Annotated in this window: 19 protein-coding genes; 8 read left to right on the top strand and 11 right to left on the bottom strand. The window is 66.1% G+C overall.

The genetic code is table 11. From position 1 onward, the window contains the following. Positions 1–36: 36 nt before the first annotated feature. The gene (locus ISF28_RS08590) at positions 37–2079 is read right to left on the bottom strand and encodes a phospholipase D-like domain-containing protein (protein ID WP_198116747.1); all 2043 of its coding nucleotides are present in this window, start codon (positions 2077–2079) and stop codon (positions 37–39) included. 28 nt (positions 2080–2107) lie between these two features. After that, positions 2108–4861: a type VI secretion system Vgr family protein gene (locus ISF28_RS08595; protein ID WP_198116748.1), complete on the bottom strand. Its 2754-nt coding sequence runs from the start codon at positions 4859–4861 to the stop codon at positions 2108–2110. A gap of 155 nt (positions 4862–5016) precedes the next feature. On the opposite strand from ISF28_RS08595, the gene ISF28_RS08600 reads away from it, so the two are divergent. Further along, the gene (locus tag ISF28_RS08600) at positions 5017–6195 is read left to right on the top strand and encodes an AcrVA2 family anti-CRISPR protein (RefSeq protein ID WP_198116749.1); all 1179 of its coding nucleotides are present in this window, start codon (positions 5017–5019) and stop codon (positions 6193–6195) included. Positions 6196–6289: 94 nt separating this feature from the next. On the opposite strand, the gene ISF28_RS08605 is transcribed toward ISF28_RS08600, so the two are convergent. The 4 genes from ISF28_RS08605 to ISF28_RS08620 form a co-directional block, all read right to left on the bottom strand. Next, positions 6290–8662, bottom strand: a complete 2373-nt coding sequence (locus ISF28_RS08605) for a CPBP family intramembrane glutamic endopeptidase (protein WP_198116750.1) — start codon at positions 8660–8662, stop codon at positions 6290–6292. Further along, on the bottom strand, positions 8659–9396 hold the full coding sequence (locus tag ISF28_RS08610) for an ABC transporter ATP-binding protein (protein WP_198116751.1): 738 nt from the start codon (positions 9394–9396) through the stop codon (positions 8659–8661). The genes ISF28_RS08605 and ISF28_RS08610 overlap by 4 nt, the downstream gene beginning before the upstream one ends. Positions 9397–9429: 33 nt before the next feature. Further along, the gene (locus ISF28_RS08615) at positions 9430–10389 is read right to left on the bottom strand and encodes a hypothetical protein (protein ID WP_198116752.1); all 960 of its coding nucleotides are present in this window, start codon (positions 10387–10389) and stop codon (positions 9430–9432) included. Between the two features lie 139 nt (positions 10390–10528). Next, positions 10529–10723, bottom strand: a complete 195-nt coding sequence (locus ISF28_RS08620; RefSeq protein ID WP_198116753.1) for a YqaE/Pmp3 family membrane protein — start codon at positions 10721–10723, stop codon at positions 10529–10531. A gap of 132 nt (positions 10724–10855) precedes the next feature. On the opposite strand from ISF28_RS08620, the gene ISF28_RS08625 reads away from it, so the two are divergent. Then, a complete protein-coding gene (locus tag ISF28_RS08625; RefSeq protein ID WP_198116754.1) occupies positions 10856–11632 on the top strand; it encodes an alpha/beta hydrolase family protein in 777 nt (258 codons plus the stop codon). Then, positions 11625–12260: a CatA-like O-acetyltransferase gene (locus ISF28_RS08630; RefSeq protein WP_198116755.1), complete on the top strand. Its 636-nt coding sequence runs from the start codon at positions 11625–11627 to the stop codon at positions 12258–12260. The genes ISF28_RS08625 and ISF28_RS08630 overlap by 8 nt, the downstream gene beginning before the upstream one ends. A gap of 7 nt (positions 12261–12267) precedes the next feature. Here the strand turns inward: ISF28_RS08630 and ISF28_RS08635 are convergent, their stop codons facing one another. Further along, positions 12268–13062: a UCP032817 domain-containing protein gene (locus tag ISF28_RS08635; RefSeq protein WP_198116756.1), complete on the bottom strand. Its 795-nt coding sequence runs from the start codon at positions 13060–13062 to the stop codon at positions 12268–12270. Positions 13063–13152: 90 nt separating this feature from the next. Further along, complete coding sequence (locus tag ISF28_RS08640) at positions 13153–15051, bottom strand: M61 family metallopeptidase (protein ID WP_198116757.1); 1899 nt, start codon at positions 15049–15051, stop codon at positions 13153–13155. 221 nt (positions 15052–15272) lie between these two features. On the opposite strand from ISF28_RS08640, the gene ISF28_RS08645 reads away from it, so the two are divergent. The 5 genes from ISF28_RS08645 to ISF28_RS08665 all read left to right on the top strand — a co-directional run bounded on the left by ISF28_RS08645 (position 15273) and on the right by ISF28_RS08665 (position 20560). Beyond that, on the top strand, positions 15273–15749 hold the full coding sequence (locus ISF28_RS08645) for an Hsp20 family protein (RefSeq protein WP_198116758.1): 477 nt from the start codon (positions 15273–15275) through the stop codon (positions 15747–15749). A 170-nt stretch (positions 15750–15919) separates the two neighbouring features. After that, positions 15920–16840: a polyphosphate kinase 2 gene (gene ppk2 / locus ISF28_RS08650; RefSeq protein ID WP_198116759.1), complete on the top strand. Its 921-nt coding sequence runs from the start codon at positions 15920–15922 to the stop codon at positions 16838–16840. Positions 16841–16975: 135 nt separating this feature from the next. Further along, on the top strand, positions 16976–18499 hold the full coding sequence (locus tag ISF28_RS08655; RefSeq protein ID WP_198116760.1) for a Do family serine endopeptidase: 1524 nt from the start codon (positions 16976–16978) through the stop codon (positions 18497–18499). 50 nt (positions 18500–18549) lie between these two features. After that, positions 18550–19212 carry a response regulator gene (locus tag ISF28_RS08660; RefSeq protein ID WP_198116761.1) on the top strand — a complete coding sequence of 221 codons (663 nt, stop codon included), beginning with the start codon at positions 18550–18552 and terminating at the stop codon, positions 19210–19212. A 10-nt stretch (positions 19213–19222) separates the two neighbouring features. Next, positions 19223–20560 (top strand): ATP-binding protein, encoded by a 1338-nt coding sequence (locus tag ISF28_RS08665; protein ID WP_198116762.1) that lies wholly within the window; start codon positions 19223–19225, stop codon positions 20558–20560. A gap of 34 nt (positions 20561–20594) precedes the next feature. Here ISF28_RS08665 and ISF28_RS08670 read toward each other — a convergent pair whose 3' ends face one another. Genes ISF28_RS08670 through ISF28_RS08680 form a run of 3 tightly spaced genes read right to left on the bottom strand, consistent with a single transcriptional unit; the run spans position 20595 to position 23540 of the window. Continuing rightward, positions 20595–22166: a glycosyltransferase family 39 protein gene (locus ISF28_RS08670; RefSeq protein WP_198116763.1), complete on the bottom strand. Its 1572-nt coding sequence runs from the start codon at positions 22164–22166 to the stop codon at positions 20595–20597. Beyond that, positions 22136–22561, bottom strand: a complete 426-nt coding sequence (locus ISF28_RS08675) for a GtrA family protein (protein WP_198116764.1) — start codon at positions 22559–22561, stop codon at positions 22136–22138. Before ISF28_RS08675 ends, ISF28_RS08670 begins: the two co-directional genes overlap by 31 nt. After that, positions 22554–23540 (bottom strand): glycosyltransferase family 2 protein, encoded by a 987-nt coding sequence (locus tag ISF28_RS08680; RefSeq protein ID WP_307727431.1) that lies wholly within the window; start codon positions 23538–23540, stop codon positions 22554–22556. The genes ISF28_RS08675 and ISF28_RS08680 overlap by 8 nt, the downstream gene beginning before the upstream one ends. Between the last annotated feature and the right edge of the window lie 100 nt (positions 23541–23640).

Consider the following 23640-nt stretch of genomic DNA (forward strand, 5'->3'; position numbering starts at 1 on the left):
ACGCCGTAGGGGAAAAGCGGCAGGGGCGCGCATGGTTCAACCGTAGCGGATGGTCGAGCTTCGGCCATCGTCCAGCGGGGCGATGAAACCTTCCATCTGTTTCTTTGCCGGGTCGGTCGACTGCGACTTCTGCCTTGCCTTGTTTATTTTCATGAGCGCTACCCAATGTTTAAAGGTTTGTTCGATTTCCTGTGGTGTAGCATTTCCGCCGTCATATTTCCCTCCGGTGAGCTGCGACCAGATTCTCTTCCGCAGAGCAGTCGCATGACGCGGATCGTTCGTGGCGACGTTGATCTCGCTATCCACCGCCATGCTGCGCTGGTTCAGGTTCGCGCTGCCGAGCGTGAAAAAGCCATCGTCAACCAGCAGCAGCTTTGAATGGATATAGATTTCGCGGTAACGCCACTGCCGCAGCGCCTGGTTGAATTCGCAGGCGTTGAGCACGGCGACGCATACGCGCAAGCCGAATGTGTCCTTGAGGATCGGTTCGGAAGGTTTGTTGATCGCGTTTGCAGCCGGAATCACATCTGTTAATGCTTGCGGCACGCTTGCCACTCTGTCAGCAACGTTTCTTAAGAACGACTGTTTTGACGCTGTTCCCTGAGCCCTGGCCCTTTCCTTTTCATTCGCTTCCTCGATCATCTTGACCTGGCCGGTCATGCCATTCTGCTGGCCCAGCGTCGCCAGAGTGTCGTAGGTGCGGGGAACCATCTGCGCCATTTCAGGTGCGGGAATGACGACGAAGACGTGCATGATCGGCAAGTCCTCGATGCCCTTGCCGATCTTCGCGCAGTTGCGCTTCCACCCTGCGATCACGTTTTTCCGGATCGCCAGCAAGTGCTCGGCCCAGTCCTGGTACTGGAAATACTGGTTTTCCAGGTACAGGTAGCCCGTACCCCCGGCGGCCACGCGGGTCGCATTGAAGTAGATGTCCTTGACCGTGAAGTCCTTTTCCTCGGGCTGGGTCCTCACGATCTGTACCGTCGAGTCGCCGCTTGCGGCTTTGCGCAGCAACGCGGACGGCGGCTTGTCGCAGATATATTGGCTGGCCTTCGTATCGCCACCCGCGCGCGCCCACGCCCGCTCGAAATTCTCATGGATCGGTATCAGTGCCCGGCCGCCTTCGATACGGCAGGCGTAGTCGCGGTAGGGCTTCAGGGTTTCGAAGTCGAAAAAGCCATCGACGCCCTGTGCATGCTCCTGTTTCGTCTTGGCGGCGCCTTGTTCTCGCAACGGATTCTCGACGCCATGTTCGGGGGTGTCCCAGTAGTCGGTCACGGAGTTCAGGCCCATGACGTAAGCGACTGCCTTCGAGCCGTCGTCATGGGCGAAGTCGATCAGGACTGGCTTTTGATGATGGGTCCCGGCACCTACCTCCAACCCGTACTCGATGGCATCGGGCTTTCTCGTCTCGTGGCCGAGCGACGCTGCGATGCTGCTGGAATCGCCGTCACGCGTGCGAATGGCGATGCCCTGCAGGCGTCCCGCAAATGCCGCTTTGTACCAGCTGCAGCAATACTCCTCCCTGGCCATGGCCGCGAGCTTGTCACCTGAAAGGTTCCATTCCTTTTTGTGGCGATTATCCCGGGCATGCTCGTGTATCAGTTGCACGCTGCGCTTGGAATCGATTTGCTGGACTTCCACATCACTGTCCAGGATGCGCCAAGGACTCGTCCCATGGGTATGCCCCGGCATATGCTTCTGCTTCTTGCCGCCGGAATAGCTGTACCAGACCAATAGCCGCACCTGCACGCCCCGTCGTCCCGCTGCAATCAAGAGATCGCCATACGTTTCGGCCCGTGGCCAGTTGTATCCATTTCGCACCAGTTCCATTCCAGGGTCGAAGCCCCAGCACACCAGGTCGATGCTGCCTTTCGCTTCCTGGATGTCCTTGGCGATGGCGGCGAAGCCCTCTTTGCCGCAGAAATGAAGGCTGAGCTTGTTATTGTGCGTAATGGGATGAGTGGCGTTTCCCTTCTTGTTCTTGTTTTCCGCAAACCACTGGATCGTGCTTGTGGCTGCGCAGCTGACTTCATCGATGTGAACCGTTTCGGTGCGCAGATAGTTTTCGGAGCTCATGAGGTTCCCCGTTCTATTCGTTGCCGTTTCAGGAGTGAATGCGGCCGTCTGTCGAATCATCGAAGGCGCGCGCGCCCTGGTTCGACAACACCTGCTCGTTGTGCAAGGCTTTGTCCTTGGGATCGAACTTCTCCCAAGCCTTGAGATCGAATTTTTCGCCGTTCCCCAGCTCCACCGTGTAGCCCGGTGTCCCGCGCGTATGCTCGATGGCGATACGTCCGAGGTCGTCGGTGATGCCTTCGTCGACCTGGCTGCCGTTCTTGTAGAGGGTGTAAGGCACGTTTGCAAACGGGCGTCCGTTCTCGGGGTGGGTTTGCAGCAAGAAGAGCAGCTGCTTCGGATCGTCCGGCGTCTTCGGCTCCGCAATGGTGACCTTGTGCTCCGTCGACGGTTGCGGCCGATTCTGGGGCGCGAGGGTTTCGAGGTTGCCGTGGAATAGTGCCGGCTTGGGTGCGAAGACCTGCATCCGGTCGGTGATCTCGACCATGCATTCGGGGCCGTGCAGCCGCACGCCTTTTTTCCCCTTCAGGTCGATCCAGTCGGTTTGGCTGATCAGGGACAGGACCTTGTTGGCGATGAGCTGGATGTCGTCGTCATGCGCCTGCACCGTGATCTTGCCGGCCGCCGCAATCAGCTTCATGCCCGCCTTGTGGACGAACAGGCGGAACGTTTGCTTGATGCTGGCGAACAGGCTGTCGCCTGTTGCGATCGAGATGCTGCGTCCAGCCGTCAGCGCCGTGTGCTCGGCGCTGGCGATATGGGTCGATTGTGCCGAGGTCGTTTCGATGCCCGCCGGGCTCGCCAGGACGAGATGGGGTTCGGAAAGCTCGGGAAATTTTTCACCGCTGCCGCGTACGGCGTCGTTTTGTGCTTTCAGCGAATCGGCCACGTCGTGCTGCTGTCCGCTTTCCTGCGCCAAACCTTGCAGTGCGGCTGTCGCCTGGTCATCGTGCAGCTTGTGCGCGGCATCCAGCCGGCTTGCCGTTTCGCCCATGTCCTTGATCGGCCCGCGCGCTGCCTGCCGCGCCTCGGTCGTGATCAACAGGCCCTTGGCAGCGCGTGCCACGCCGTGCCCATCCGTGCGCAGTTCCCAGCCTTCCCCGCGAGCGTCCTTGCGGCCCGCATTGTCCTCGATGCGTGTGATGTGGCCGAGCGACAGTTGACTGCACTGGTGATCGCTTTTCAGCTGTGCCTGGATTTTATCTGGCGTGTCATCCAGCACGAGATGGTTGCCGCGCGCCCCGCCGCCCAGCTCCCGGCTGCGCAAGCCAGCGAGCGTCTTCTGCTCTGGCAAGGACCACGGCGGCATATGCGTTTGGTTGTAGAGCGCACCAAGGATGAGTGGATGGTCGATATTTCCATTCGCGTACACAACGGCCACCTCCTCACCAACGCGGGGTAGCCGGATCTGTCCGAACTGGTCGCCGGCCGCCGGCGTCATCACCCGAATCCACGGCGAGCTATGTTCGTTGTAGTCCCCCAGCCGGTCCCAGTGGGACTGCAGCTTGACGCGCCCGTAGCCGTCCGTGTGGATGTCGGCGCCGGCCGGGCCGACGACGGTGGCCGTGTGCAGACCCGTGTAGGTAGCCGGTTCGCTGTTGTAGTTGCGGCCGGGACGCCAGCGGATGTCCTGGCGGATGCACGTGAAGCGATTCTCGTAGCGCGAGGGTGCGCCAGGGCCAGCCTGGTAATTGTTCGAAACCTCGTGGTCGGCGGACAGGATCAGGTAGTAACGATCTTCGATACTCTGGCGCGGTTCGGGGTCGTATTCACGCGAGCGCGGCTCGGCGCTGAAGTGGCCGCCGAGCTTGAACCTGCGGCCGGGCAGCACGAAGCGTTCGTTGCCCTTCGCCTCGAAATACTGCGTGTCCTTGTCCGCTTCCTCCATGCGCCGGGCCGCCAGCCGTTCGCCGTCGGCGCGCAAGCGAAAGCCATAGGAGCCGGTGTCCTCATAGACCTCGTAAGGGAAAATATCGCCTTGTTCGTTAACCGAATCGGCTTCGGCGCGTTGCGCCCCTGGATTCTTGTAGTCGAAAGTCGCCAGCGTGGTCCGGCCTGAACCCAGGCGCCGCGTTGCCGTCCACTCGTGAATGCCGTCGTCCTCGCGCGAGCCGCCCGTGTCATGGAACGAGATCACGTACATTTCCTCGTCGATGGGCGCGGCCAGGAAGCTGTTATCCGAAATCATGAGCTGGTGGCCATCGAACCTGTGCTCGTACCAGTAGTACAGGCCGAGCGCTTCCCAGCGCCGGTGCAGGTGGTTGTAGTCGGTCTCGTTGTACTGGTTGGCGACGGTCAGCTTCGACTCGTCGATCGGGTACAGCTGCCAGTCGGCCTGACGGTAGTGCCGCAGGGTTTCCTCGGTGATCTCCCGCACGTTCTTGTTGTGGAACGAGACGCAGTTTTTGCGCAGGCGTGCGAATGCGAGCCAGGGCTCGAGCACCATCTGGTAAAAGGCGAAGCCGCCATCGCTGCGCAGGAAGCGGAATTCGGTGATGTAGCCGTTGAAGTAGCGCAGCGACCCGTCTTCCCGGACCAGGGAGATCGTCACCAGCCGGCCCATCAGCATTTTCAGCGGGATGCGTGCGTCGTCCGACAGCACTTCGACATCGAAGCGGAAACTCCGCGAAACTTCCTCATGAGCGACCAGCTTGTTCGGCAGCAGGATCGCGGGCGGCCCATCCTTCAACGGAAAATCGAGCCGCATGAGCCGGTTGTGCTGGGATGCACCGCTGAACGCCGACCACGCGGCACCCGCCGCGATTTCCTGGCTTTCGCCCATTGCTTGCCTCCCGTTGCCCGTGGCCTTGGCCGAAGTGAAAAATGTTCAGCGAACACGTTACCCGGAGGCTGCCAAAAGGAACTTAATCAGTATCAATACGTTTCCCTGCGCCATACCTAAAGTCTTCCTGACATTTTTCCTGAGGGAGACCGGCAATGCCGAAAGACCTGAAGCGGTACGGACAAGCATGTGCCGCAAGCATGGTTGCCCAACAACCCGCACGGATGGATGGGTTCGTCAACATCAGACCGGCGTTGGTTCGCAGTCACGTGACGCGTTTCTTTGGCCGGCCCTATCCCATACAGTTCCGGGCACAGGGCGCGCTCGACGCTTGGGCGAATGCGCTCGGGAACACCGGGCTGTGGTCCATCTGGCAGGCTCCCGGCACGCTGTGCTGGCAGATCAGGCAGGAAATCCTCCGGCAACTGGAATGCGCTTTCCCCTCATTTTCAGTAGCTGGGCAGATAAGCGATGGGGATCGTCAGCGGCTTGCGTTCGAGGTCAGCACGAACCTCAAATACCATTTGAGTGATGGGACCGTGATCGAGGCCACGGCGGCGCTGGAAACGCTGCTGGCGAATTCGGATGTCGATCTCAGTCTTCCGATGAGCATGGTCGCGCCGCCCTACCGGGCTCAGTACTTGCGATTCGGAGAAGTGGCCACACGGTATCTGAAAGTGCCGGACCCGCAATCTCCCGATCACTGCTTCGACGGGGTTTTCTGTTTCCTGACCCGGCATGCCTCATCTGGTGCCCCAGAGGAGAAGTGCTGGACGCTGGAGCTCGTCTTCATCAGCAAGCGTCAGGACAGCCATGGTGGCCATGTCTCGCTGCTCGGCGAAACGGATCGCGGGGACACCACGGTCGGCGAATGGTTGGCTGAGATCCTCTGCAACGTCCAGGCGGCGGACGAGAGTGAAATCCATCGGTCGATGCACGCCGCGGTCAGCTACGTGGTACGTGTGTTTCTCTACATGGCTTTGAAGCAGGCACGCGTGACGCCGCATTGCGAATACGACGAGGCGCTACGCCGCGCTGCCGGCCTGGGGGAACGGAAGCGCGCCAAGCTGTTGCAGAGATCGGCCTCACTCTATAACGGCATCCTTGTCGGCCCCGAGTCATTACCGCCGGACGTTTCAGAGGGTGTAGCGGGAGCTGGCGTGGCGCCGCACTGGCGCCGCGGGCATTTTCGTATGCAGCCTTTCGGAGCAGGCAATCAGCAGCGCAAACTCATTTTCGTCGCGCCGGTCCTGGTTCATGCGGAGCAATTGCAGGGCGATCTGCCCGCACCGAAACCGTACCGAGCCGGCGCCGCTGTCGTTAGTACGGCTTGACATACTGACAGCCGCTGTCGAGTGTCTAGAAGAGCGGTGGCGATTCACACTGGTGTACCGGGAACGCCCAGCCACGGGCTGTTCGGATGACGCCTCACATCAGCAACTGAAAGCCCACGACGGCCGCGTTGTAGACCGCATGCACCAGCATCGGCGCCAGCAGGCCCTTGCCGCGCTCGTAGGCGAACGCCGTGCACAGCCCCACCACGAACACGGGCACCATCGACAACGGCGGGTGGACGATTGCGAACAGTCCGGCGGACAGCGCGGCCGCCGGCAGGAAGGCCATCGAGCGGCGCAGGCCGCCGAACAGCAGGCCGCGGAAGATGAATTCCTCGCACAGCGGCGCCGCGACCACGGTCAGCGCCAGCAGCCAGATTGCGTGGACGTGCGGACCGGCGGCGGCGGGCACGACGTGCGGCCACCAGGGCGTCCGGTGCAGGATCACCAGGTAGCCCAGGCCGAACGCGGCGGCGACCAGGCCGACGCCGAGCCCGAGGCCGAGCGTGGCCCCGGCCGGGCCGCCGCGCAGCGCCGGGACGCCGGCCGTCTTGGTACGCCAGTAGACCAGGCGCGCCAGCAGGTACACGATGGCGCCGGCCAGCGCGAACGCGATCAGCATGGCGGTCCGGGCATCCATTTTCAGCACGTACAGCATGAAAAAGACGCCGATGGCCTGCAGCACGAAGAACAGCATCACGGCGATCATGCCGTCCGCGATCGATACGCGCGCGGGCGGCGCGGCGGCCGGGTCGAGCAGGTAGGGCAGGGCGTCGCGCGCCTTTTGCCAGAAGGCCTGGGCCAGGCCGGCGGTCAGCACGAGCAGCACGAGCGCCTGCCACCAGACGCGCGTGTAGATGGCGTAGGCGTACAGGCTGGCCAGCAGCATGTACAGGTAGATGTAGTTGGGACGGATCCGGACCCGCGCGTCCTGCGCCAGCGGGTCGCTGGCAAACACGCCGAGCGCCACCGCGATCGTCGAATACAGCGGGACGCCGGCCAGGACCAGGGCAGCCATGCCCGCCATCTGCCAGTCCAGGTGGCGGGCCATGCCCAGGCCGATGCCGAACAGGACCAGCGGATAGACGAGGGCCAGCACGGCCCACAGCTTCGCCTTTTCCTTCAGGACCTGCTCGAGCGTCGTCGGGAACGTGTACAGCAGCCACAGCGCCTGGCCTTCGTTGTTGATGGTCTGGAAGGCCGACAGCATCAGCATGTAGGCACTGACGCCGAACGCGATCAGGCCCAGCGCGACGGCGCTGACGCCGGTCGTGGACAGCGAGCGCAGGCTGCCGTTGATCATCATCTGGCTGCCGGCGATCATGATCGGCATCAGGAGGCTCTGGACGAGGAAGTTGCGGTCGCGGCCGAGCAGGCGCAATTCGCGCCGCTGGACCGGGGAGCGCGGCAGCAGCGCGTGCCACGCGGGCGTGCGCACGGCCGCGGACGCGGCAGCCGGGGCGGTTTGCCGGCTTTTGCGCGTGCTCTCGCGCACGCCGTCGCCGACCACGCCAAAGCGCAGCTGGCGGCCCAGGATCGCGAGTCCGAGCGCGACGCCCGCCGCCAGCTCGGCCAGCAGCAGGCCGAGCGCCTGCGCCGCCGGGACCGGACCGGCGGCCGTGATGGCCGAGACGACCAGTCCGGGCGGCGTCCAGAAGAGCCAGCCCGGCGCCCCGGCCGCCAGCGGTTCCAGGAGGTCGCCGCCCGTCGGCATGCCGAAGCCCATGGCGAGATAGAGCAGCGGCAGGCACAGCACGCCGCAGATCGCCTGCAGGTTGCGCAGCTGCGAAGGCGGCAGGTTCATGCGCAGGCCGGTGTCGGCGATGGTGCGCAGCACCGCGGCGATCGGCAGCAGCAGCAGCGCCACGCCCAGCGCGACCAGCGGCGCGCTCCAGCGGCAGCCCGCGTACCAGGCGATCATCACGGACGGCGCCATGATGGCCATCAGGCCGGTCGGGTTGGCGACGCTGCGCTCGGCGATGCGCGCCGCGAGCAGCGTGCGGCGCCGCACCGGCAGCGTGACCAGCCATTCCAGGTCCCAGTCGGCGCTGGCCAGTTCCTTGCTGCCGAGCGGCATCACGAAACTGATCACGAACAGCAGCGCCAGCTGCAGCGCGAGCGCGCGCGCCACCGGTGCGCTGTAGCCGTCGCGTTCCAGCGCGCGCACCGCGAGCGCGTTGCCGTCGGTATCGCGGCCCGGCGTGGCCGTGGCGCAGACGTGGCCGGGCGCCAGCTGGCACTCCAGGGTGAGGACCGACTGGCGGCCGATGTTCACGAACGAGAACGACATCAGCGCCAGCATCAGGATGGAGAGAACGGCGCCGGCGCTGCGCTTGGCCGGCGTGGCGGCACGCACGGGCGTGTCCGTCTTGCGCCGGAAGCGCAGGGTGAGCATCAGGTTGGCCAGGCGCTGCAGGCGCAGGCGCGACAGCAGCCAGATCGCGCGCCAGGTGCCGACGGGGCTCATCGTTCCGTCCCGGCGGCTTCGTCGGTCATCTTGAGGAACACGTCCTCGAGCGAGCCGGTGCTGGCGGCGGCCGCGCGCACCTCGTCGACGCTGCCGGTCGCCGCCAGCGCGCCGCGGTGGATGATGCCGACCCGGTCGCACAGTTTTTCCGCCATGTCGAGCAGGTGGGTGGACACGAAGATGGTGGTGCCGCGCGCGGCCTCGGCCAGCAGACGTTCGTTGACGTCGCGCGTGGCGCGTGGATCGAGGCCGTTGATCGGCTCGTCCAGGATCAGCACCGACGGTTCGTGGATGAGGGCACAGGCCAGGCCCAGCTTCTTCTTCATTCCCAGCGAGTAGTTGACGGCGAATTCCTCGGCCGCCTCGTCCAGGTCGAATTCATCCAGCATGCGCGCGGCGCGCGTGCGGGCGTCGGCCTTGGAAAAGCCGTGCATCTCGGCGACGAATTGCAGGATCTCGCGCCCGCGCAGGAAGTCGTAGAAGATCGGCGCGTCGGGCAGGTAGCCGACATGCCGTTTGACCTCGGTTGCGTCGAGGTGGCAGTCGTGACCGTGGATCAGCACCCGTCCGGACGACGGCACCAGGATGCCCATCATCATGCGGATGGTGGTGGTCTTGCCCGCGCCGTTCGGCCCCAGGAAACCGAACACCTCGCCACGCCCGACTTGCATGGTCAGGTCCTTCACCGCGTCGAAGCCACCATAGGATTTGGTGAGCTGCTGGAATTCGATCATGTCGCTCGGGTAAAAAAAGAAGAAAAATTCATTTTAGCGATGCCAGGGCGAAACTTTTTCACTAAATTTCACATCGGCCGAACAGTTTTTCGTGACCGGTCCATGAGCAGGCGGCTCGTTGGGACAGGCCGGCACGGCATGCGGCAGCGACGCGGCCAGCGCGAACAAGCGGTCGCGCAGCAGCGGAACGCGCGCGACGTTGGCATCGATCCAGAGCTGGTACTCGCGCCGGCCGTCGAACCACGACAGCAGCGAGACCGCCGTTCCCGGCGCGGCTTCCAGCACGACCAGCCTGGCCGGCAAGCCGTTGATGCGCTCCGGTTCGTCCTCGGGCGCGCGCGAGCTCCGGCTGCCGTCGGCCGACATGTCGTGTTCGTACAGCGTGACTTGGTGCCCGTCCGGCATGCGGAAGCCGCGGTACAGGATCGACGGCACGCCGACCTCGAATTCGGCCTGGCCGCCCAGGCTCTCGAATTGCGCGAACGGCGTGTGCGCCAGGTCGACAGGCGTGAACGCCAGTTTGCGCACGCTGGATGCGAGCGACTCGAACGCGATGTCGAACCGCGCCAGATCGCCTTCGCAGACGCGCTCGAAGCCGTTCCTGCGCGTTTCGGCCGCGTGCGTCGCCCAGTTGCGGGACCGGTCGACGCTGCATTGGTATTCTTTGAGTCCGCTGCGCACGAGCGACGCGCAGGCGACGACGAAGACGATGCCGGCGCCGGCGAGCAGCCACCGTCGCGCGGGCGAGGGCGAGGGCGAGGGCGAGGGCGCGGCTGCGGGGAGCGTTCCCCGCAGGCGTTTCCCGACCGTCCGGCACGCCCAGGCCAGCGTCAGCGGCAGCACGGCCATCGCGGCGGTCATGCCCAGCGCGCCCAGGAGCGGGGCGTGCATCCAGACGACGACGCCGAACAGATAGACGACGGCCCCGAACACCGTCAGGACGTTGACGACGTGCCCGGCGAGCCACAGCAAAAGGCCGAGCGCATTCTTCATTGATTACAAGCCGCACAGCGGCCAGCTGTCCATTCCAGGAAAGCACTTCATCGCGTGTTCCACCGACGCGCAACCTGCAAGTCCCAGGCAGACGGCAACGAGGGCGACGAATAAAAACGTCGAGCGGCGCATGATCGACTCAGGCCCGCTGCCGCAGCGCGCGCTCGATCTTCTGGTCGGTTTTGTACTGGCTGAGCGAATACACGGCCCAGATCGCGGCGGGCAGCCAGCCGATCAGGGTGAGCTGCAGGATCAGGCAGATGATGCCCGCGAACGGACGGCCGATGGTGAAAAAGGTCAGCCACGGCAGGACCAGGGCAATGATGAGGCGCATGCGTTTCTCCTTGAATCGAGGGCCCCCAGCATAGCAACTTCGTGCCGCCGAAAGCTCACGCATTCCCACCGTTCCTGGCAAAGATGCGCGGCTTGTTCCACAATGCGCCTGTCAGCCACCGCAATCCACACCATGCACACCGAACGTATCGACTTCCCCGGCCCGCACGGCAAACTCTCCGCCAAGCTGGACGCCCCCGCCGGCACCCCGCGCGCCTACGGCATCTTTGCCCACTGCTTCACGTGCAGCAAGGACGTGCTGGCCGCCACGTACATCGCGCGCGGCCTCGCAAACCTCGGCGTGGCCGTGCTGCGCTTCGACTTCGCCGGCCTCGGGGCCAGCCACGGCGATTTCGCCGACACCAATTTTTCGTCCAACGTCGAGGACCTCGTCACGGCCGCCGACTACCTGCGCGCCAGATTCGCGGCGCCGCAACTCCTGATCGGCCACAGCCTGGGCGGCGCGGCCGTGCTGGCGGCGGCGCATCGCGTGCCGGAAGCGCGGGCCGTCGTGACGATCGCCGCGCCCAGCGAGCCGCACTACGTCGTCAACAAGCTGCTGTCCGAGCATCTCGACACGATCGCCCAAGAGGGCGAGGCGCGCGTGAACCTGGCGGGGCGCGATTTCAACATCCGCCGGCACTTCGTCGAGGACGCCGGCAAGCATCGCCTGCACGACAGCATCGCCACGCTCGGACGCGCGCTGCTCGTGATGCAGGCGCCGCAGGACGACACCGTCGCCATGGACAACGCCACCCGTATCTTCGAACTGGCGCAGCATCCGAAAAGCTTCATCTCGCTGGACGGCATGGACCACCTGATCACGCGGCGCGAGGACGCGGCGTACGTGGCCGGCGTCATCTCGGCGTGGAGTGCGCGCTACCTCGCAGCGGAGACGAAGCATGCATGACTTCGAACGGCGGCGCGACCGCTTCGACCTGTTCGAGCGCATGGAAAGCCCCGCGGTCAACTTGTGCTTCACGCTCGACGTGCCGGATTTCCGGCCCTGGTGCAAGGCCCAGGAACTGGCGCCTTTCCACGTGATGCTGTGCGCCGTGCTGCGGGCCGTGCTCAAGGTCGAGAACTTCCGCTACCGCGTCGTGGACGGAGAGGTCGTCCGCATCGACCGCCTCGCGCCGTCGTTCACGGTGATGAACCAGCACGGCGACCTGAATTTCGCCACGTTCGACTGGTCCGACGACGTGCGCGAATTCGTCGCGCGCGGCCTGGCGGCGCGGGATGCGGCGTCGAACATGACTGAGCTGAACATCCGCTACCGCTCGCCGTCGTCGCGCGCCGCGAAGGAGCAGGTGTTCGTCACATGCATGCCGTGGCTGGCCTTCACGTCGATCCAGCATCCGATGGCATCCCTGGCCACGCCGGACATCCCGTCGCTGGCGTGGGGCCGCTTCCGCGACGGCCCCGACGGCCTGCAGCTGCCGTTTTCCGTGCAGGCCCACCACGGCTTCGTCGACGGCTGGCACATCCACCTGCTGGGGCGCCAGGTGGCCGCCGAGCTGGCGGACATCATCGGCTGACGCGCGCTCAGTCGCCGCCGCCGCAGGAGCTGCCGCAACTGCTGCCGCTACCGCAACTGCTGCCGCCGCCATCGCAGCCGCCGTCGCCGCTTCCACCGCCATCGCCGCCATCGCTGCAGGCGTCCGCGAACGCCAGGCCGCCGATGCCGCCGCAGGAGCTGCCATCCGTCGCCGCCGCGCGCCGGCGCTCATGCACGATGAGGAAGCGGTGCTCGACGAGACCCTCGGCGACGAGGCGCGCCAGCGCCAGTTCCGGATGCGGCAGCGCGCGCCACATGCCGCGGCCCTGCTCGTTCAGGCGCGCATAGCGGATTTCGCCCGCGCGGTTCCAGTAGCCGTGCCCGCCGGGCATGCGCAACGCGGAGTCCAGGCCGAACAGCCCGGGCACGCGCGTGCGGCCCGGATCGAAGCCGTCGCGCGCGCAGCAGGCCGCGAACGTGTGCAGCAGGGCGTCGGGCGCGAGCGCGGCCCGCTCGACGTGCGGCACGGCGATGCCGAAGTGGCGCCGGCAGTAGCGGTCGAGCGACGTCGGGCTCCAGCGCAGCCACGCATGCCAGACCGAATCGGCCGCTTCCGACGGCAGGGCGCAGGGCCGGCCGCCGTGGCGCACGGCGTCGAAGAACCGCAACAGTCCTTCGGCCGCGCGGGCGAAAAAAAAGGCATCCGTCCGGATGCCCTTGTATTCGCGCGGCGCGCTCGTGCGCCAGTAAATCTCCAGTCCCGCCGGCAGGTCCGCCAGCGCCGCCCGCCAGGGCGAGGTGCGCCGCAGCCGTGCGGCGCGCAGTTCATTTATCCACTTCATGTTGCCCCCCTGTTGTTGTTGTCGGCACCTTCAGGTTAGGCGGTTTTCATGACAGTTTGATGACATGGGCCGCGCCCGCGCTCGCGCACGTCACTTCAGCGCCGCGAAGATCGCCTCCAGGCGGTCCTTCGTGCCCGGGATGCGTTCCAGGCGCGGATAGCGCAGGCCGCCGCGGTAGTCGAGCGACACGGTGCGCAGCACGTTGCCCTTCCTGACCAGCAGGCGGATCGGCTTGCCGTCCTTGGCATCCCTGATCGCGGTCTTCAGCAATTCCGGCTTGTAGACGCGGTCGCCCACGGCCATGACGGTCGTGTTGGCGGCGAGGCCGGCGCGAAAAGCCAGGCCGTCCCACACGACGTTGCGGACGGCGCCGTCCTGCCCGACCGTGAAGCCGAGCGAATACGTCAGGTCCAGCGCCTTCAGGCGCTCGTCGTAGCCCTTCATGTAGTCGGTCGGCGTATCCGTGTAGACGAGCTTCCAGCCGGCGCGGGCCAGGCCGTCCAGCGGGGCGCCCGGGCCGTGGCCGTCCAGCTTCGCGCGCAGGAAGGCCGCCCAGTCGTACGGCTGGATCTTGTTGAGGGTCGCGACGACGTCGTCGAACGTGTAGAACGCGGGCAGGTGGCTGCCGTTGTCGATGCCGTAGAAGGCGCGCGCGAAATCGTCCAGCGAGCGCTTGTCGTCCGACAGTTCGCGGATGCGCGTGTCGACGTCCAGCCAGATCAGCATGCCCTCGACGTAGTAGTCCTCGCTGCGCTGCCAGTTGGGCCAGCCGAGCGGACGGCGCGCGTTCAGGATCGGGTCGTAGACCGTGTCCTGCAAGGCGCGCCACGCGCGGCCCGCGACGCTGTCGTAGCGCGCGGCCATGGCGGCCAGCGCGTCGCGCGCGCCCGCGGGCGAGACCAGGCCGGAGCGGGCGGCCAGCACATTGCCCCAGTACTGGGTCTGGCCTTCGTACACCCACAGCAGTTCGTCGTTCATCGGCGTGTTGAAGTCGGGGACGTTCTGGCCGGCCGGGCGCCGGAACTTGCCGTTCCACGAGTGCGTGAATTCGTGCGGCAGCAGGTCGCGGCCCGCCTCGCCCTTGGCCCAGTCGGTGAAATAGCCCGGCTTGACGGCGTTCTCGCTGGACTGGTGGTGCTCGCGGCCGATGCCGCCGAATTCGTCGGACAGCGCGAGCAGGAAGTCGTAGTGGTCGTAGTGATACGAACCAAACAGTTTATACGCTTGCTGCACGAGCGCGCGGTGCCGGGCGATCTGGTCGGGTTTCGCTTCCAGGCTTTGCGGATTGTCGGCGAAGACGTTCAAGGTGACGCGCAGCTTGCCGTCCGGGTCGAGGTCGAAGCGCTTGCCGTAGCGGCCCGCGAACAGCGGGGAGTCCATCAGCGTCTCCAGGTCGCTCGTCTTGAAGTGCACGTCGTCGCCGGCCCGGCTGTCCGTCTCCAGCGCGGTGGCGTACTGCCAGTTCGCGGGCAGCTTGAGGTTGGCCTGCACGTTGATGCCGCGCGCGACGTAGCCGGCCGGGTACAGCGTCGTCGAGATCCACTGCACGCCGAGGATGTCGTCGGTCATCGTGATGCGGCCCTGGCCCGGGTCGAGCGGCGACAGGTACTGGTATTCCGCCTCCAATGTCGTCGCGCCTTCCGGGACGGTCAGGTGGAACGCGAACAGGTGGATCGGATCGCGCGTCCATTCGACGGGCTTGCCGTTGGCCGTGAATTTCAGGCCGGCGAGCTGCGTGATCGGACCGTTCGGCGCGTGGTTCGCCGGCAGCCATTGGGGGTACAGCAGCGTGAGGGGACCGGGCTTCACCGGGATCGTCATGTGCATGCGGAAGACCTGCTGCGACAGATCGGTCGCATCGACGTCCAGCACGATGGTGCCGGGGTACGGCTGGTCGACGGGCACGGGCACGTCGGCACGGGCCGGGAAGGCCAGCGCCAGCGCGAGCGCGGCGGCCGAGACGGTGGAAGCGAACTTGAAGGCGGTCATGGCTGAAACCCTGGGAAGGAACACAAACGGCCGAGTGTAGCACCGTGCGGCAGGCCGGCATTCCCGTCGGCAGCGATCCAAATAAAATTTAAAAACGATACTTTAAAAAGATATTTTGTACGGCTTGAAAAGGGGCGAGGGGGCCATTAGATTGGTCTCAACGGATGCTCACGATGAGGTCCGTCAACTTATCGCTTGTACTTTTTAGAGGATATCGAATCATGCGTACTTTTGACCTGTCTCCCCTGTACCGTTCCGCCATCGGCTTCGACCGCCTGGTGAACATGCTCGAACAACGCGCCGAAGCCGCGCCGAGCTACCCGCCGTACAACATCGAACTGGTGGCCGAAGACAAATATCGCATCGTGATGGCGCTCGCCGGTTTCACCCGCAACGAGATCGAGATCACCTCCGAACGCGACACCCTGCTCGTGACCGGCCGCAAACAGAAGGACGACGTGCAGCGCACCTTCCTGCACCGCGGCATCGCCCAGCGCGATTTCGAGCAACGCTTCCAGCTGGCCAACCACGTGAAGGTCGTCAGCGCCGGCTTCGACAACGGCATCCTGACCATCGAACTGGTACGCGAGGTGCCGGAAGCCTTCAAGCCGCGCAAGATCGCGATCGCGGATGCCAACGGCAACACCGACAACGTGCAAGTGCTGGAGCAACCGGGCCAGCAACAGCAAGCCGCGTAATCGCGACACCGCGAGACGCATTCGGCAAAAGGCGCTGCGGCGCCTTTTGCCGTTTACCGCGCCCCATTCACACCGCCGTCACATCCATCCGGTATGGTCGTCGGCGCAGCCGCCGCGATCCGTCGCCCGGCCACCATGCCGACCTTCTTCCACATCGAGCCGAGATCCCCATGCGATATACCGACCATCCCGACCTGGTGCAACGCGTGCGCCGCGACATCGCCGACAGCTACGACGAGGAACTCGAACTGGAGCTGGACGACCGCGACCTCGATCCGGACACGCTGCTGCCGGCGCGCGCGCAGACCGACGAGGAGCGGCAAGCGCGCCTCGATTACTTCCGCGAGCTGTTCCGCCTGCAGGCCGAACTGGTCAAGCTGCAGGACTGGGTCGTGCACACGGGGCACAAGGTCGTGATCCTGTTCGAAGGGCGCGACGCGGCCGGCAAGGGCGGCGCCATCAAGCGCATCGTCCAGAGGCTCAATCCGCGCGTATGCCGCGTGGCCGCGCTGCCCGCGCCGAACGACCGCGAGCGCACCCAGTGGTATTTTCAGCGCTACGTGTCGCACCTGCCCGCGGCCGGCGAGATCGTCCTGTTCGACCGCAGCTGGTACAACCGCGCCGGCGTCGAGCGCGTGATGGGATTCTGCACCGATGCCGAGTACGAGGAATTCTTCCAGACGGTGCCGGAATTCGAGCGCATGCTGGCGCGTTCGGGCATCCAGATCATCAAGTACTGGTTCTCGATCTCGGACGAGGAGCAGAACGCGCGCTTCCTGAGCCGCATCCACGATCCGCTCAAGCAGTGGAAGCTGAGCCCCATGGATCTCGAATCGCGCCGCCGCTGGGAGGAATGCACGAAGGCGAAGGAGAACATGCTGGAACGCACCCACATCCCGGAAGCGAAATGGTGGGTGGTGCAGGGCATCGACAAGAAACGGGCGCGCCTGAACTGCATCCACCACCTGCTGCGGCAAATCCCGTACGCGGAAGTCGACCGGCCCGCGATCCAGCTGCCCGAGCGCGAATACCACGACGATTACGTGCGGCGCCCGGTGCCGCAAGAGATCATCGTCCCCGACGTGTATTGAGCGGCCGGCGCCGCACCATCCCCCGGCGCAGGCGGCCTCCGGCATTTTTAAGGGAGGTCTAAGACTGCTGCGCCAATATACTCCCTACGAAAAGAGCACTCCTCAAACCACTTTTTCCAACCTGGGAGCACGTACATGTCTCACGAAGGTACCGTTACTGCCATCACCGCAAAACGCCTCACGCTGGCCCTGTTCGCGGCCGGTGTCATCGGCGGAGCGGTAGGTACGATCGCAGTCGAACACAAAGACGCCACGGCCGCCGCAGCGGCAGCCTCCATCGCGGCTACGCCGGCCACGCCGGCGCCTGTCGCCGCCGCGCCGGCACCGGTGGCGGGCAATCCGGCCGGCGTGGCCTTGCCCGATTTTACCAAGATCGTCTCGCGCAACGGCCCGGCCGTCGTGAACATCCGCGTCGTCGGCACGACCAAGGTGTCGCAACGCCAGATGCCGCAGTTCGACGAGGACGATCCCTTCTTCGAATTCTTCCGCCGTTTCCAGCCGCAGCAACCGCGCGGCGGACGTGGGGAACTCGTTTACGGCGCCGGATCGGGCTTCATCGTCAGTCCGAACGGCGTCATCCTGACCAATGCGCACGTGGTGCGCGATGCCGACGAAGTCACGGTCAAGCTGCAGGACCGCCGCGAATACCGCGCGAAAGTCCTCGGCTCCGATCCCAAGACCGACGTCGCCGTGCTGAAGATCGACGCCAAGAACCTGCCCGTCGTCCCGCTCGGGACCACGCGCAACCTGCAGGTCGGCGAATGGGTGCTGGCGATCGGTTCGCCGTACGACCTGGAATCGACCGTGACCGCGGGCGTGGTGAGCGCCAAGGGCCGCAACATCGACCAGAACGGCGTGCAGTTCATCCAGACCGACGTCGCGGTCAACCCGGGTAACTCGGGCGGGCCGCTGTTCAACACGCGCGGCGAAGTGGTCGGCATCAACTCGCAGATCTACAGCCAGACGGGCGGCTACCAGGGCCTGTCGTTCGCGATCCCGATCGACGTCGCCGTGCGCATCAAGGACCAGATCCTCGCCACCGGCAAGGTGCAGCACGCCAAGCTGGGCGTGAGCCTGCAGGACGTCAGCCAGGGCTTCGCCGACGCGTTCAAGCTGCAGTCGCCGGACGGCGCGCTGGTGGCGAACGTGGAGCGCGGCAGCGCGGCCGACAAGGCGGGCCTCAAGTCGGGCGACGTGATCCGCAAGGTCAACGGCCAGCCGCTCGTCACGGGCGGCGACCTGTCGGCGATGGTGGCGGTGGCCAAGCCGGGCGACAAGCTGGCGATGGACGTCTGGCGCGACGGCAAGGAGATGCAGGTGACCGCGACGCTGGCCAATGCCAAGGACAAGCCGGACCTGGCCGACCGCGACAACCTGGCCGGCAACGACAACGGCGCCAAGCTGGGCCTGGCCCTGCGTCCGCTGGATCCGGCCGAGCGCAACCAGGCCGGTATCGCATCGGGCCTCCTGGTCGAGGATGCGGGCGGCGCGGCCGCGATCGCCGGCGTGCATCCGGGCGACGTCCTGCTGGCCGTCAACGGCAAGCCGGTGAACTCGGTGGGCCAGGTGCGCGACGTCGTCAGGAAGTCCGCGAAGTCGGTGGCCTTGCTGGTTCAGCGCGGGGATGACAAAATATTCATCCCCGTGCCGATCGGCTGACGCATCGTGACGTCTCGAATCGGCATGGTTTCTGAGAATCGGGGGATTTGATGCGGCTGCTGCTGGTGGAAGACGATACGATGATCGGCGAAGTGGTGCTCGACCTGCTCAGGGCCGAGCACTACGCCGTCGACTGGGTCAAGGACGGCGAGATGGCCGACACGGCCCTGATGCAGAACCAGAACTACGACCTCGTCGTGCTCGATCTGGGACTGCCGCGCAAGGACGGGCTCGAGGTGCTGCGCGCGATGCGCGCGCGCAAGGACCGGACGCCCGTGCTCGTCGCCACCGCGCGCGACGCCGTCGCAGAGCGCATCGCCGGGCTCGATGCCGGCGCGGACGACTACGTCCTCAAACCCTACGATCTCGACGAACTGCTGGCGCGTATCCGCGCGCTGCTGCGGCGCGCGGCCGGACGCGCCGAACCGATATTCGAATACAAGAACATCGCCATCAATCCCGCCACGCGCGAAGTGCTGGTCGACGGCCAGCCGGTCGTGCTGTCGGCGCGCGAATGGGCCGTGCTGGAAGCGCTCGTCGCGCGTCCCGGCGCCGTGCTGTCGCGCGCCCAGCTCGAGGAAAAGCTGTACAGCTGGCGCGACGAAGTGTCCAGCAATGCCGTGGAAGTCTATATCCACGGCCTGCGCAAGAAGCTGGGCAGCGACTTGATCCAGAACGTGCGCGGCGTGGGCTACATGGTGCCGAAGGTGTGAAGGATTCCGCATGAAAGTGAGGGTCACGCATTCCCTGCGCGGGCGGCTCTTGTGGTTCCTGCTGGCGGCGATCACCATCGCGGCGGTCGCCCAGGCGTCGATCGCCTACCGCACCGCCCTCAACGACGCCGACCAGATCTTCGACTACCACATGCAGCAGATGGCGCTGTCGCTGCGTTCGCGCGTGCCGCTGACGAGCGCCGAGGATGCGGCCAGTGCCGACACGCCCATCAGCGGCAACGACGATCTCGTCGTGCAGGTGTGGTCGCCGGACGGCGTGCGCGTGTTCCGCAGCGCTTCGCACGCGCACCTGCCGCAGCGCGCCGTGCTGGGTTTTTCCAACGTGCGCGCCAACGGCACGACGTACCGCATCTTTTCGATCCAGACGGATAACCAGACCGTGCAGGTCGCGCAGGACCTCGCCGTGCGGCGCAGCATGGCGAGCAATCTCGCGCTGCGCACGCTGGGACCGATCGCCGTCATGATGCCGATCCTGATGCTCGTCGTGTGGTGGGTCGTCAGCGGCTCGCTGGAACCCGTCGCGCGCGTGCGCAAGCAGGTGGCGTCGCGCCAGGCGGACGACCTGTCGCCCGTGTCCGAGGCCGGCCTGCCGGACGAGGTGCGGCCGCTCGTGCAGGAACTCAACCTGCTGTTCGGCCGCGTGCGCACGGCGTTCGCCGCCCAGCAGCATTTCGTCGCCGACGCCGCGCACGAGCTGCGCACGCCGCTCGCCGCATTGAAACTGCAGGTGCAGAGCCTGGAGCGGTCGGACGGTCCGGACGCGAAACGCCTGGCCGTGAGCCGCCTGACGGCCGGTATCGAACGGGCCACGCGCCTGGTCGAACAACTGCTCGTGCTCGCGCGCCAGGAAGCGAGCGAGGCGGGCGGCGCGCCGCGCCAGAACGTCGACCTCGCCGGCGCGGCCAAGCGCGCGGTCGCGGACCTGGCCGGCGTCGCGTCCGCGAAGCAGATCGACCTCGGCCTGCAGCGCGCGGACAGCGCCGAGGTGGAAGGGCAACCGGATGCGCTGATGATTTTGCTGCGTAACCTGATCGACAACGCGATCAAGTACACGCCGGGCGGCGGCACGGTCGACGTGTCGGTCGTGGCGGAATCGGCGGGCGTGCGCGTGTCCGTGGAAGATAGCGGACCGGGCATCCCGCCGGCGGAACGCGAGCGCGTGTTCGACCGTTTCTATCGCGTGCCGGGCAGCGACGCGGCGGGCAGCGGGCTCGGTCTCGCCATCATCAAGTCGATCGCGGAGCGGCACGGGGCGACGTTGGCGTTGGGCGAATCGAAGCGGCTCGGCGGGCTCGAAGCCACCGTCACGTTCCCGGTCTCTACGTAGCGTCAACGCTTGGTGGGCACGGGGTGCCCACCATTCAATGAATCGCCACGTACAAGCGAATGTTTGCCCCATTCCCCTCGATCGTCCGCACGAGCCGATACCGCCTCCCCAACTCGTTCATCACGATCCCCCGCGGATCGTACAGATTCGCCAGCCGCTCGATCAACCACACGCGCGGATGCCCGGCCGTCAGCGCGCGGATCCGCGCGACGTCGTCGGGCGCGATGTTCGGCGCGCCGGCATTGCCCGTGTACGTGCGCGGCAGGTGCAGGGCGGGAAACGGGCCGGGCAGGTAGGCGACGGCCGGTCCCGTCTTCAGGTAGTACGTGACCGGCATCTGCACCTCGTTCGGAAACGCGAGCACGACGTCGCCCGGCCGGCTGTCGCGCGCCACCCGGGCCAGCATGCCGCGCCAGTCTTCCGTGCGCGAGCGGTAGAAGCCGAGCACCGCGTGGGCCGACAACGCCAGCACGACGGCGACCGCGGGCAGGCGCCAGCGCGGCGCGAGCTGGCCGACGCCCAGCGCCAGCAACACCATGCCCAGCGGCCCGAGCCACAGGAACAGCCGCGACAGGAACACGGGCTTCACGACATAACTGTAGCCGGCGAGCGCGAGGATCGGCACCACCAGCACGCACGCGAGCAGCCAGAAATGGGCGCGCGCATGCTTCCACAACCACGCGAACCCGAGCAGCACGAGCAGCGCGGCGGGATAGTGCAGCACCCGGCCGCCGCTGATGACGGTCCAGGCCGAGGTGACGTTGCGCGGCGTGAAGCGGATCCAGTACGACAAATGCGCCATCGCCGCGTTCTGCTTGACGAGCATCGGGACGAACGGCGACCACACGAGCAGCGCGCCGACGCCCGCGAGGCCGACGGCCAGGATCTGCGGGCGGCGCGGGCCCGGCGTCGCCGCGAGCAGCGCGACCGTCATGCCCGTCCACAGGCCCAGCGCCGCGAACACGCCGGTGTCGTGCAACCACATCGTGAGCCCCGCGCCGGCGGCGAGCCCGGCGACCCACCACCACATCCGCGCCCGTGCGGCGCCGCTTGGGCGCGCGAAGGACAAGACGAGCATGCCGGCAAAGAACACGGCCAGCGAGCCGGCCAGCGCCTGCAGCGCGTACGGCCGGGCTTGCTGCGCATACTGGATGCTCGCCGCGTTCAGCGCGAGAAACAGCGCGGCCAGCAGCGCGACGCGCTCGGCCCGTGGGCCCAGCCGCGCCAGCCGCGCGCCGGCCGGCAACGCGAACACGGTCAGCACGCTGGCGAGGACGGACAGGCTGCGCATGGCCGCCTCGCCGTTGCCGAACAGCGCGGTCCAGCCCTTGAGCACCGTGTAGTAGAGCGGCGGATGCGTCTCGTACAGCGGCACGCTCGTCCACAGCGCATGCAGCGGTACGGCGGCGAACCACGCGCTGTACGTCTCGTCCAGCCACAGCGAGCGGCTGGCCAGCGTGGGCAGCCGGACCAGCAGGGCGAGGCCGGTGACGAGCATGGCCAGCGTCCAGAAGCGGGCGAGCGGGGCGTCGCGTTCGAACCGGGCGCCCGCGCTTGCGGCCGGCCGGCCGGGATTCAGCGGGCTTTGCTGGCCTGAAATGTCCATAGCGAATTGACGACATAGGTGACGCACAGCAGGGTGCCCGTCACGAGCACCTGGGCCAGGCGATAGTCGAGGCGTACGCCGTTCACCAGCACGGCCATCGCGGCGCCGTTGACGGCCACTGCAACGCCTGCCGTCGCGAAGAAGCGCGCGGCCGTGCGCGAGGTCAGATGGGAATGCGGATGCGCGTGCGAGTGCGCGTGGGCACGGAAGGTGACGACGGCGTTCAGCACGAAATTGACGACGGCCCCGACGAGCGCGCCGACGACGGACGCCGGCACGGGCGCCAGCATGCCCAGCGAGACGGCCGTGAGCAGGAAGGCGTAATGCCCGGCCGTCCCGGCGGCGCCCACCGCGGCATACGTCAGGAACCGGCCCACGCCGCCCCGTTCACGCATGGACCGTCGGACTTTCATAGCGCTTGCGCACGAGATATACGGGCCGTCCCTTCGATTCCAGGTAGATGCGGCCCACGTATTCGCCGAGCACGCCGATGCCGATCAGCTGGATGCCGCCGAGCAGCAGGATCGCCGTCGCCAGCGACGCATAGCCCGGCACGTCGACGCCGTAGAGGATCGTGCGGATCACGAGCCAGAACGCGCGCGTCAGCGCGAAGATCGCCACCGAGACGCCGAGGTAAGTCCAGACGCGCAGCGGCAGCGTGGAAAAACTGGTGATGCCTTCCAGCGCGAAATTCCACAGCTTCCAGCCGGAAAACTTGGACTTGCCGGCCGCGCGCGGCGCGCGCTTGTAGTCGACGGTCGCCGTCTTGAAGCCGACCCAGGCGAACAGGCCTTTCATGAAGCGGCAGGATTCCGGCAGCGCCTTGAGGGCGTTGGCGACGTTACGGGTGAACAGGCGGAAATCGCCGACGTTTTCCGGGATCGGCAAGTCCGCCATATCGTTGTGGATGCGGTAGAAGAACAGCGCCGTCCACCGTTTCAGCAGCGAATCGGCATCGCGGTCGGCGCGCTTGGCCAGCACGACGTCATAGCCTTCGCGCCATTTCTCGACCAGCTTGCCGATGACGTCGGGCGGGTCCTGCAGGTCGGCGTCGAAGGGCACGATCAGGTCGCCGCGCGCTTCGAAGATGGCGGCCGTCAGCGCGGCTTCCTTGCCGAAATTGCGCGTGAGGTCGACGACGCGCACGCGCGCATCCGCATGGGCGTAGGCGACGAGGCCGTCGAGCGTGCGGTCGCGGCTGCCGTCGTTCACGCACAGGATTTCGAAGCGGATGTTCTGGATGCGTTCCAGTTCGGGGATCACGCCGCCGAAGAAGTGCGGGAGCATGTCCTGCTCGTTGTAGAACGGCACGACGAGCGACAGCAGGGGCAGGTGGTCCGTGTCGCGCCGCGCGAGCTCGGCGCCGCCCGGCATGGGGTCAACGGGAAGGGATTCTTTGGGGAAGCTCATGGCGATCCGTCGACAACCTTGTTATGCATCAGCGGTACGAAACATAACATAGGTTTAACGGACG

Origin of the sequence: Massilia rhizosphaerae (genome assembly GCF_016093545.1) — a bacterium.
Taxonomy (GTDB): domain Bacteria; phylum Pseudomonadota; class Gammaproteobacteria; order Burkholderiales; family Burkholderiaceae_D; genus Telluria; species Telluria rhizosphaerae.